Annotated in this window: 7 protein-coding genes and 1 pseudogene; 2 read left to right on the forward strand and 6 right to left on the reverse strand. The window is 72.8% G+C overall.

Annotation, left to right across the window (positions count from 1 at the left end):
• Positions 1–1573: 1573 nt before the first annotated feature.
• Positions 1574–3007, reverse strand: a complete 1434-nt coding sequence (locus UWG_RS0116270) for a GntP family permease (RefSeq protein ID WP_016908284.1) — start codon at positions 3005–3007, stop codon at positions 1574–1576.
• Positions 3008–3858: 851 nt separating this feature from the next.
• Here UWG_RS0116270 and UWG_RS0116275 point away from each other — a divergent pair.
• Positions 3859–5076 carry a thiolase family protein gene (locus UWG_RS0116275; protein ID WP_016908285.1) on the forward strand — a complete coding sequence of 406 codons (1218 nt, stop codon included), beginning with the start codon at positions 3859–3861 and terminating at the stop codon, positions 5074–5076.
• Entirely contained in the window at positions 5073–7202 is a 2130-nt protein-coding gene (locus tag UWG_RS0116280; protein ID WP_016908286.1) for a 3-hydroxyacyl-CoA dehydrogenase NAD-binding domain-containing protein, read from the forward strand. Before UWG_RS0116275 ends, UWG_RS0116280 begins: the two co-directional genes overlap by 4 nt.
• 435 nt (positions 7203–7637) lie before the next feature.
• Here the strand turns inward: UWG_RS0116280 and dxs are convergent, their stop codons facing one another.
• The 5 genes and pseudogenes from dxs to UWG_RS30205 form a co-directional block, all read right to left on the reverse strand.
• Positions 7638–9608 carry a 1-deoxy-D-xylulose-5-phosphate synthase gene (dxs, locus tag UWG_RS0116285; RefSeq protein ID WP_016908287.1) on the reverse strand — a complete coding sequence of 657 codons (1971 nt, stop codon included), beginning with the start codon at positions 9606–9608 and terminating at the stop codon, positions 7638–7640.
• A gap of 199 nt (positions 9609–9807) precedes the next feature.
• Positions 9808–10143 (reverse strand): putative quinol monooxygenase, encoded by a 336-nt coding sequence (locus UWG_RS0116290; RefSeq protein WP_016908288.1) that lies wholly within the window; start codon positions 10141–10143, stop codon positions 9808–9810.
• A 226-nt stretch (positions 10144–10369) separates the two neighbouring features.
• A complete protein-coding gene (locus UWG_RS0116295) occupies positions 10370–10600 on the reverse strand; it encodes a hypothetical protein (protein ID WP_016908289.1) in 231 nt (76 codons plus the stop codon).
• A gap of 43 nt (positions 10601–10643) precedes the next feature.
• The gene (locus UWG_RS0116300) at positions 10644–11315 is read right to left on the reverse strand and encodes a haloacid dehalogenase type II (RefSeq protein ID WP_016908290.1); all 672 of its coding nucleotides are present in this window, start codon (positions 11313–11315) and stop codon (positions 10644–10646) included.
• A gap of 118 nt (positions 11316–11433) precedes the next feature.
• Positions 11434–11630, reverse strand: a pseudogene (locus UWG_RS30205) (sugar ABC transporter permease); the annotation flags it as partial.

Raw genomic sequence — 11630 nt, forward strand, 5'->3', positions numbered from 1 at the left:
CCGCTGCTCGTCGAGGCGCTCCAGCACCGCGAGTGAGCCCGGCTGCCGCGCGGCGCTTCGGGAGACGGCGCGCGGCGCCCCTCACCCTCAGTACGGCACGCCAACTAGACGCGCATGCAGGGGTGTTGACGCCCCCCGGGAAGGGCTCTACCTGCCGTGCCGCCCTCTGCGAGAGCGCCTGACGTGTCGGAAAAGGCGGCACGACTGCTCGTACTGCTCTCCGAGCACGGAGACGGCGAGAGCGCTCGGCTCCCGTCGCGAACGGCCCGAGCATGCCGCGGAACGGGTGCTTCCCCCACGTCGTCCTCCTCGAGGAGGGACGGGCCCTTGGGGTGCAACCGCGTGCTACGGGCCGGAGTTCCTCGCCTCCGGAAGAGCAGCCGCGTATACCGCTCCCCCGGACGACGGCAACTCGCCACCGCACGGGACCGGTTCGCCCGCAGGCGGTTCGGTGCGCGCCGGGTTCCGCCGCGAAGCCCTCGCGCCAACTCGCCCAGGACGGCTTCCAGTCGAGCTGCTGCGCCGCCAACGCGCTGCTGGCGCCCTGGAGTTCGTCCATGAAGACCACTCCGTAGGGCCCGACCACGGGACGCACCGGCCGGGCAGGGACGCGCATCGGCGCCTTGGCACCGCCCCGCACCGTGTTCGCGTCCCCTCCAGGGCCATGGCGACGGCCGCGGCGGCGTCCCTGGCGTGGACGAACGAGAAGGCGGCCGCGCCCTCGCCGACTGCCGTTCCCCTCTGCACGGCCGGGAGTGGGATTTCCGGCCGCCGCACGCCCCAGCGTCACCGCTCGCCACGTCATCAGCGAGGTCACGGGAGCCGACCCCGCGCAGGGCTACGTCGTCGAGGTCCGCACCGAACGGGGACGTGTTCGAGGGTCTGTCGGGCTTCTCCTCGCAGGGCGCGCTGGAGTCCACCGCGCCCGTGCTCGTGGCGGTGCCGGCCTTCGGCCGCTCGACGCCGTCCTCCTCCTGGGACGCGTGACGGAGGCGCGGGCACACGGCGGCACCGAGGGCGAGGCCGTCGTCACCGGCCTCTCCCGCTCCGGGCGCATCGTCACCTCCGCCGCCGTGCTGTTCTGCATCCCGGTCGCGGCATTCGCGCTCTCGCGCGTCGTACTGGTCAAGGAGCCGCGGCACCGCCCTCGCCGTGTTCCTCGACGCGATGCTGATCAGAACCGTGCTGGTGCCCTCGCTCCTGGCGCCGATGGGCTCGTGGAACTGGTGGGCACCGGGACCGCTGGGACGGTTCTGCACCGCGCTGGGGGCTCGACCGGTTGCACAGCGCCGAGGCGGCGTCCGAGCAGCCCGTCGCGTCGCGAGGCGGCGCCTCCGAGGAGGTTCCGCAACGGCGAGAGGGGCGCCCGCCACCGGCGGCGAGCGGTGGCGGGCACATCCCCGTGCCGGGTGTCAGCCGTCGCCCGGGAGGACGGTCCCGCGCGGATGCGGCGGGCGGCCGACGCATGGGCGGACGGACTCGGCCGGACGTGCGGTCGGCCTCCCGGGGGCGGCCGTCCGGCTCGGGAGCGGCGCCAACGCGCGCCCTGGGCCCGGCAGTCGGCCTTGGAAAGTCACATCACCAGGCTCAGCCCCTGCACCAGCAGCAGCGCGATCACCGAGGCGCCGGAGACGGTGAGCGTGCAGGTCTTCAGGGTGCCGCGGGTGGTCTGTCCCAGCAGTGTCTGCAGCAGCCAGAAGGTGTTGCTCGTCGCGTGGATGACGAAGAGCGAGCCGGAGCCCGCGGCGAGGGCGATGAGCACGGGCGGAACGTCGAGCCCCGAGGCGACGGGCGCGAGGATGCCGGCCGCGGTGATCGCGGCGGTGGTCACCGAGCCGATCGCCATGTGCAGCACCGCGGCGATCACCCACACCAGCAGCAACGGGGCCCAGGTGCTCGCGGAGAACCAGCTCGTGACGATGTCGCCGAGACCGACCTTCTCCACCACGGCGGCGAGCGAACCCCCGACCCCGGTGAGCACGAGGATCTGGCCGCTGGTGCGGAAGCCGCCGCTGAACGCCTCGCTCACGGCCCCTGCCGGCAGCGCGTACCGCGTCACCAGGCAGGCCCCCACGAGCCCGGCGAGCAGGCCGACCACCGGGTCGCCGAGGACGTCCACCACCGGCGAGGACCAGCCGGCGACCTCGGCGAAAGCCCCCGTCGCGATCATCAGCAGGGCGAGGAGGAGGGGGCTGAGGGAGAGCGCGAGGTGCGGTGCGGTGCGCTCGCGTACGGCGGCGGGCGCGCCGGTTCGCTCCGGCGCGGAGGGCGCTTTGCGGAGTGCGGTCCCGGCCTGCGCGCCGGCGTCCGCGCCGCCGGGGCCGCCGCCCGCGTGCCCGTCCTCCGCTGTCCCGTCCGCGGGGGCGTCGCTCTCGTCCCGCTCCGGGTTCCACAGTCCGCGCCGGCTTGCCGAGCTGAACAGGAAGAGGGCCAGCACGATGGTGACGGCGGCGACGGGGAATCCGTAGAGCAGCATCACGCCGAGCGGTATGTCCAGGAGCCCGGCGAGTGCGAGAGCCCCGATGCCCGGGACCGAGAGGGCGATGCCGACCTCGACGCCGAGGGCCATGGCGGCGGCCATCCGCGCGGTGCCGAAGGGCCCGATCCGCCGGCCGAGAGCGCGCGCGATGGGGGCGGTCATCACCAGCAGCGCGTCCGCGAAGATCGACTGCAGCACGGTGCCCATCGTCACGGCGAAGGAGTACGGCAGCCGGCGCGGGCCCAGCAGCCGCAGCAGCACCTCCACGAGCTTCTCGATCGCGCCGAGCGAGGAGAGCAGCGTGCCGAGCAGCACGCCGAAGACGATGAGCAGGCCCACCTCGGCCATCAAGTGCCCGAAGCCCTCGCTGATCGTCGTGACCGTCTCGGTGCCGAGGCCGCCCGCGAGCCCCAGGTACAGGGCCCCGAGCACCAGCGCCAGCGCCGGGTTGACCTTCGCCTTGAGGATGAGCACCACGACGCCGACGATCGCCGTCGCCGTGTGGATGACCGGTGCCGCCTCGTCCATCACAATCCCTCTCCGGTGTCCGAAATCTGCCGACGGGGAGGGGAGTTGCCGAAAAGACGGCCTGGCCGGGGGGCCGTACTCGCGTTGCGGGGTGAGGCCCTGAACGTTACGTCGTGCTGCCGCGAACTCCAACACGGGGCCCTTCACCCGACGTCCGCCCTCCGACCTGCTAACACTCTTGTGACAGCCGACGGTTCGGGCTAGTGTCCGGGCGTCGCCGCGTCGCGGAAAGATCTTCTCGCGCGCGGCCGGTCCGGGGAGGAACACCGGACCCGCGAGATCCGCAGGCGGTCGTGCTCGCGTCGGCAGTCGGGAGACCCCTCCCGCAGGCCGCGGGGTGAGAAGCAGGCCGCAACCACCGGACGGGGCGCCCGTACGGCGCCCGCACCACGGCGACGACCGCCGTACGCGCGGGAGTTTCCCTCGGCGGCGCGACCCGTCGGGGGCTCACAGGCGAGGAGAGTACGCCAGTCGCGCGCGCCGGAGGCGCGTCGGCTCGGCACCCTGCGTGCCGGGCTGGTCCGCACGGGGCGACCGCGGGTTCCCTCGGCCATGGGACCTCAACACCCCCTGAAAATGCGAACGTTGCACGGCCACGTACCCCGCCCACCACGCCCCGGCACCGGCGGACCCGCCTGCGTCGGCGAATGGCGACGGAACGTACGGCGGACACCCGCTCACTCCCCGGAAGGCGCTCCGGTGTGACGTGCGCCGCCTCGGGGAGGCGGCTCTTGCCTAGTGGTTACCCACAAGTAGCATGAACGGTGGGAAGCGCACCGTCCGGCGGCGGGCTGCTTTCTTCCGGGGAGAGACTCCCCCGGACCCCCGGCCGCACCTGGAGGAGAGCCAACGTGCCTCGTACCGCTAGGGACGTCGTCTTCGTCGACGGCGTCCGCACCCCGTTCGGCAAGGCGGGCCCCAAGGGCATCTACCACGAGACGCGCGCCGACGACCTCGTCGTCAAGTGCATCCGTGAGCTGCTGCGCCGCAACCCCTCGCTCCCGCCCGAGCGGGTCGACGAGGTCGCCCTCGCCGCGACCACCCAGATCGGCGACCAGGGCCTGACGCTCGGCCGTACCGCCGGCATCCTCGCCGGACTGCCGAAGTCGGTGCCCGGCTACTCGATCGACCGGATGTGCGCCGGTGCGATGACCGCCGTCACCACCACCGCGGGCTCGATCGCCTTCGGCGCGTACGACCTCGTCGTCGCCGGCGGTGTGGAGCACATGGGCAGGCACCCGATGGGCGAGGCCGTCGACCCGAATCCGCGCTTCGTCTCGGAGAAGCTCGTCGACCAGTCGGCGCTCTTCATGGGGATGACGGCGGAGAACCTCCACGACAGGTTCCCCCACCTCGGCAAGGAGCGCGCGGACAAGTTCGCCGTCGCCAGCCAGGAGAAGGCGGCGAAGGCCTACGCCAACGGGAAGATCCAGGAGGACCTCGTCCCGGTCTCGATCCGGCGCACCAACCCCGAAGGCGGGGAGACCGGTTGGGGCCTCGCGACCGAGGACGAGCCGATGCGGCCCGGCACCACCATGGAGAGCCTCGCCGCCCTCAAGACGCCGTTCCGTGCGCACGGCCGCGTCACGCCCGGCAACGCGGCCGGCCTCAACGACGGCGCCACCGCCTCGCTCCTCGCCGCCGAGGACGTGGCCGAGGAGCTCGGCCTCCCGGTGAAGATGCGGCTCGTCTCCTACGCCTTCGCCGGAGTGGAGCCGGAGGTCATGGGCGTCGGACCGGTGCCGGCGACCGAGAAGGCACTGCGCCAGGCCGGGCTCTCCATCGACGACATCGGCCTCTTCGAGATCAACGAGGCGTTCGCGGTGCAGGTGCTCGCGCTCCTCGACCACTACGGCATCGCCGACGACGACCCGCGGGTCAACCAGTACGGCGGCGCCATCGCCTTCGGGCACCCGCTGGCCTCCTCCGGCGTCCGGCTGATGAACCAGCTTGCGCGCCAGTTCGAGGAGCAGCCCCACGTCCGCTACGGCCTGACGACGATGTGCGTCGGCTTCGGCATGGGCGGGACCGTCATCTGGGAGAACCCCCACTGGGAGGGCAACAAGTGAGCAAGACCGCAGAGCTGCTGAACGGGGCGGCCGAGCTGTTCCCGGACGAGGTCGTCACCGAGGCGCACGTACGCCACCTCGATCTGCCCGGCAACGCCGGGCGGTTCGCGCTGATCACGCTCGACAACGGGCACGACCACAAGAAGCCGTCGACCTTCGGGCCGCAGTCGCTCGCCCGGCTCGACGCCGCGATCGACCAGGTGGAACGGGAGGCGGCGGCCGGCGAGATCGTCGGCGCCGGCATCACGGGCAAGCCGTTCGTCTTCGCCGTCGGCGCCGACCTCAAGGGCGTCGAGGCGCTCAAGGAGCACGACCAGGCGCTGGTGATCGGCAGGGGCGGGCACGACGTCTTCAGCCGGCTCGGCGCCCTGGGCGTGCCGACGTTCGCCTACTACAACGGTGCCGCCATGGGCGGCGGCGTCGAGGTCGGCCTGCACTGCACCTACCGCACGGCCTCGGCCGCACTGCCCGCGTTCTCGCTCCCCGAGGTCTTCCTCGGCCTGGTGCCCGGCTGGGGCGGCTGCACGCTGCTACCGAACCTGATCGGCGCCGAGCGCGCGGTCTCCGTGATCATCGAGAACTCGCTCAACCAGAACCGCCAGCTCAAGGGCGCGCAGGTCTACGAACTCGGCATCGCGGACGCGCTCTTCGAGGGCGCCGACTTCCTGGAGGAGTCGCTGCGCTGGACCGCGTCCGTCCTCAAGGGTGAGATCGAGGTCGTACGCGCCGAGGTCGACCGCGGCGAGGCGTGGGACGAGGCCGTCGCGCGCGGCAAGGAGATCGCGGACGGCAAGGTGCACGGCGCGGCCCCCGCGCCCTACCGCGCGCTCGACATCATCGCCGCGGCCCGCACCGGCGACCTGCGCCAGGGTTTCGCGGCCGAGGACAGCGCGCTCGCCGACCTGATCATGAGCGGTGAACTCCGCAGCGGACTCTACGCGTTCGACCTGGTGAACAAGCGGGCCAAGCGGCCCGCCGGCGCGCCGGACAAGCAACTGGCGCGGCCCGTCGGCAAGGTCGGCGTCGTCGGTGCGGGGCTGATGGCCTCGCAGCTCGCGCTGCTCTTCGCGCGGCGCCTCGAGGTGCCGGTGGTCCTCACCGACATCGACCAGGAGCGCATCGACAAGGGCGTGGCCTACTGCCACGAGGAGATCGACAAGCTGCTGCTGAAGGGCCGCGTCAACCAGGACAAGGCCAACCGGCTCAAGGCGCTCGTCACCGGCTCCCTCGACAAGGCCGCCGCCTTCGGGGACGCGGACTTCGTCATCGAGGCCGTCTTCGAGGAGATGGGCGTCAAGCAGCAGGTGTTCGCCGAGGTCGAGGCCGTGGTGCCGGAGACGGCGATCCTGGCGACCAACACCTCCTCGCTCTCGGTCTCCGAGATGGCGTCGAAGCTGAACCACCCGGAGCGGGTAGTCGGCTTCCACTTCTTCAACCCCGTGGCGATCCTGCCGCTGCTGGAGATCGTCCGCGGCGAGCGGACCGACGACGCCTCGCTGGCCACCGCCTTCGCCACCGCCAAGCAGCTCAAGAAGAGCGCGGTACTGGTCAAGGACGCACCGGCGTTCGTCGTCAACCGTGTGCTCACCCGGTTCCTCGGCGAGGTACTCGGCGCGATCGACGAGGGCACCCCCGTCGACGTCGCCGACCGCGCCCTCGCCCCGCTCGGCCTGCCGATGTCGCCGATCCAACTGCTGGAGCTCGTCGGCCCGGCCGTCGCGCACCACGTCTCGGGGACGCTGCACGCCGCGTTCCCCGACCGGTTCGGGGTCTCGGCGAACCTCGGGCGGATCGTCGAGGCGGGCAAGAAGAACCTCTACACCTACGAGACGGGCAAGCCCGAGCTCGACCCGGAGGTCGCGACGCTCTTCGAGGTCGGCGACACCGTCCTCACCGAGGAGCAGGTGCGCACCCGCGCGCTCGACGCGATCGCGCAGGAGATCCGCCTCATGCTCGACGAGGGCGTGGTCGCCGAGGCCCAGGACATCGACCTGTGCCTCATCACGGGCGCCGGCTGGCCCTTCCACCTCGGCGGCGTCACGCCGTACCTCGACCGCGAGGGCGTGAGCGAGCGCGCGGCCGGCGGCCGCTTCCTCGCCCAGGGCGTGGCGAGCGTACCGGCCTGACGCGGTACGCACCGCGAACGGCGGTGGCTCCGGCGCGAGTTCGGCGCCGGGGTCACCGCCGTTCCGCGTGGGCGCGAAGACGTGCGCCCACGCGCTGCCGACGCTGCGGTACGCGTTGGCCGCGCACCACCCGGTGACACGAGGACTCGGCCGCAGCCGTCGAACGGGAGCTGCGGTCGGCCGACACCGGCGCCGAGTTCCGCTCCTGAGCCGTAGGGACGAGATCGACGCGGAGATCCTGCGTGCGACGGGTGGCAGAGCCTGACGGAGTGTAGGCCGATGTGAGGGTGGCGCCGGCGAAGCGGGCGCTGCACGCGTCCGCCGGAAGCGTCGCCCTTCCGCACCCGCTCGTGCCCACCCGGCCCGCGACCCGCCCGGGCAACGCGGAGCGCCCCCGGACCGGAGTCCGAGGGCGCGTGCGGTGTCGAAGCGGCGTCAGTCGCGGGCCGGTTCGCTCGCCCGGGCGGCGTCGTAGCGGCCGTCGAGCTTGGCGACGAGGCCCGTGATCTGGCGGGCGATGTCCGGGGCCGTCAGGCCGATCTCGGTCAGGATCTCGCCGCGGGAGCCGTGGTCGAGGAAGCGCTCGGGGATGCCGAAGTCGCGCAGCGGGACGTCGACTCCGGCGTCGCGGAGGGCCTGCGAGACGGCCGAACCCACGCCGCCCGCGCGGCTGTTGTCCTCGACCGTGGCGACGACCCGGTGCTGCTCGGCGAGGGGCGGCAGCTCCTCGTCGACCGGCTTGACCCAGCGCGGGTCGACGACGGTGGCCGAGATGCCCTGCTTGTTGAGGAGGTCGGCGGCCTCCAGGCAGAGCGGCGCCAGGGCGCCGACCGACACCAGCAGGACGTCGGTGAGCCCGTCGGCGGCGTCCGGCTCGCGGAGGACGTCCATGCCGCCGATCCTGCGCACCGCGGGGACGGCGGGGCCGACCTTGCCCTTGCTGTAGCGGACGACGGTGGGCGCGTCCTCGACGCGGACCGCCTCGCGGAGCTGCGCGCGCACCTGCTCGGCGTCGCGCGGGGCCGCGATCCGCAGACCGGGGACGCACTGGAGGACGGACATGTCCCACATGCCGTTGTGCGAGGGCCCGTCGGTGCCGGTGACGCCCGCGCGGTCGAGGACGAAGGTGACGCCGCACTTGTGGAGCGCGACGTCCATCAGGAGCTGGTCGAAGGCGCGGTTGAGGAAGGTCGCGTAGACGGCGAAGACGGGGTGGAGCCCGCCCGTCGCGAGGCCGGCGGCCGAGACCGCGCCGTGCTGCTCCGCGATGCCGACGTCGTAGACGCGGTCGGGGAAACTCTGCGCGAAGGCGTGCAGGCCGACGGGGCGCATCATCGCCGCCGTGATCGCGACGATGTCCCTGCGCTCCCGGCCGAGCCTGACCATCTCGTCGCTGAAGACGGAGGTCCAGTCGGCGCCCGAACTGGAGACGGGGAGCCCCGTGTCCGGGTGGATCACCGGGACGCTGTGGAACTGGTCGGCCTCGTCGAGCCGGGCCGGCTGGTAACCCTTGCCCTTCTCCGTGAGGCAGTGCACCAGCACCGGGCCGCCGAACCGCTTGGCCCGCTGGAGCGCGGACTCGACGGCGGCGACATCATGCCCGTCGATCGGCCCGACGTACTTCAGACCGAGGTCCTCGAACATGCCCTGGGGCGCGATGAAGTCCTTGAGGCCCTTCTTCGCGCCGTGCAGCGTCTCGTAGAGAGGACGGCCGACGACCGGCGTGCGGTTGAGCACCTCCTTGCCGCGGGCGAGGAACCGCTCGTAGCCGTCGGTGGTGCGCAGGGTGGCGAGGTGGTCGGCGAGGCCGCCGATGGTGGGCTCGTAGGAGCGCTCGTTGTCGTTGACGACGATGACGAGCGGGCGGTCCTTCGCGGCGGCGATGTTGTTGAGGGCCTCCCAGGCCATGCCGCCGGTGAGGGCGCCGTCCCCGATCACCGCGACGACGTGGTCGTCCCTCTCCTTGACCTGGTTCGCTTTGGCGAGGCCGTCGGCCCAGCCGAGGACGGTGGAGGCGTGGGAGTTCTCGATGACGTCGTGCTCGGACTCGGCGCGCGACGGGTAGCCCGCGAGCCCGCCGCGGGCGCGGAGCTTGGAGAAGTCGGAGCGCCCGGTGAGGAGCTTGTGGACGTACGACTGGTGTCCGGTGTCGAAGAGGATGCGGTCCCTCGGGGACTCGAAGACCCGGTGCAGGGCGAGGGTCAGTTCGACCACGCCGAGGTTGGGCCCGAGGTGGCCGCCGGTCTTGGCCACGGCGTCGATGAGGAAGGTGCGGATCTCCTCCGCCAGTCCCTCCAGCTCCTCCGGGCTCAGCCCGTCCAGATCACGCGGACCCTTGATGCGGGCGAGCGTCTCTGGGCGGTCTTCCGCTCCGGAGCGGCGCGCGTCGCGCGGCACCTTCTCCACTGTGCCTCCTTGCTGTCGGACTGGTCGAGCCGATGAGCCCTGCGGCTGCCGGCGCGGACGAAGCCGTGCGAGCTGATCCGGCTGTGCCGATTCCGTGAGTCTAGTGTTCCGCTCCCGGCGGGGCTCGCCCGCGGGTGCGATATGCGTCACGCGAACGGCCCGGCTGCACGGCCCCGTTCGGGACGCGCCGGACGGGGAATCAGCCCTCGCCGCCCGGTACGGCCATCTCGCCGAGCTCGGACCAACCCTCCTGCTCCAGCGAGACGTTGACGACCTTCGGCGTACGCACCAGGTACGGCGGCAGCTTCTCCTGGGCCGCGCGGAAGTGGGCCGAGTTGACGTGCGCGCCGCCGGCCTCGCCGTCCCTGAACGCCTCGAGGAGGACGTACTCCGAGGGGTTCTCGAGGCTCCTCGACCAGTCGAACCACAGGCATCCGGGCTCGGCACGGGTGGCCTGCGTGAACTCCGCGGCGATCTGCGGCCATTCGTCGGCGTGCTCGGCCCTGACTTCGAACTTTGCGGTGATGAAGATCATCGGCACTCCTGGTCGTACGTGGACTCCCGTCTCTTCCGCGGTGGTGCGTGCGGGGCACCGTGCCGCAGACGACGGGGAGCGGGCAAGCCCTCCGCTCCGCTCGGCGGCAACCCTAGCCACAGGCGGCGTGCTCCGCCCGGCCGGGGATCACCGCGGACCGGCTGGTCCGGCACGTACGCAGGCCCCGGGTACGCGTCCCTCCGGTCGGCCCCGCCCCGGAAAGCCGCTAGCCCTGCTCCTCTTCCTCCGTACCGCCGCCCTCTTCCGGCTCCTCGTCGGCACGCAGCCCGGCGAGCGGATCGCCGGCGCCCGTGCCGCCCTTCGAGTAGCCCTCGGCCGCGCTGTGAGTACCGCGGACGACGCGCTCGTGCGCCTGGGACTCGGAGTGCGCGCGGTCCCGCGTGCGCTCCTCGTCCCCGCGGCCGGCCCGCTCGTTCTCGTCCTTGTGATCCGCCATCGCACCTCTCCTTACTCCCCCGCGGGCCCGGACGGCCCGCGGTTCACGCGACGAGGAGGTCCACCAGCCCGTCCGCGACACGGACGAGGTCGGCGCCGGTCACGTCGGGCGGCGCGAAGACCTCTCCGAACTCGCCCTCCAGGCGGGAGCACCAACCCGTCGGGCAGCCCGCACGTGCGGCCCCGTGGCAGTCCCAGGCGTGGACGGCGACGACGGCCATCCGCTCCGGGGTGGTCTCCATCGCCTCGGCAGCCGCGTGGTAGACGGCCGGCGCAGGCTTCCAGCTTCCGACCTGCCGGGCCGTGACGATCCGGTCGAAGAACGGGGCGAGCCCCGCGCGGTCGAGCGCCTCACCCGTGCTCGCCGTCTCGCCCACCGTGAGCCCGGCGACGGCGACGCCCGCGTCGGTGAGCCGGCGCAGCGCCGGCTCGGCGTCGGGGTGCGCGGGGAGCGTACGGAAGGCGTCGAGCAGACCCTCAGCCTGCTCGGCCGAGACGGCACGCGCGCTCTCGGTGCGCAGCGCCTGGCGTGCCACACGCCGGAACTCGGGGCTCCCGCCGGCGAGCGCGAGCGCCATGCTGTCCCGCTGCAGGCGCAGGAACCAGGGGTGGACGAGCTCCGCCGGCAGCCCGGCCGAGGAGAAGCGGTCGCGCAACGGCGCGAGGTCGAGGACGGTCTCCAGCAGGTCGAACGCGACGACGGGTCGTGGCTCCACTCGGCCTCCCGCGCGGTAGGGCTGCTCGTTCCTCCACCACGCTGCACGGAGCGGACCCGGAGCGCACCCCCGAAGCCGCGTCCGGGGCGCCCGCGCACGGCGCGCGCCCCGGAGCGCGTCAGGCGCGTCCTGCCGTCTTCTGAGTGCGCCGGGAGACGGAGTCGATCACGACGGCGGCGAGGAGCACCGCGCCCGTGATCATGTACTGCACCGCGGAGCTGATCGCGAGGAGCGCCATCCCGGAGGCGATCGACTGGATGACGAGCGCGCCGAGCAGCGCCGACCACGTCTTGCCGCGCCCGCCGAAGAGGCTCG

The organism is Streptomyces xiaopingdaonensis (genome assembly GCF_000262345.1).
Lineage (GTDB): Bacteria > Actinomycetota > Actinomycetes > Streptomycetales > Streptomycetaceae > Streptomyces > Streptomyces xiaopingdaonensis.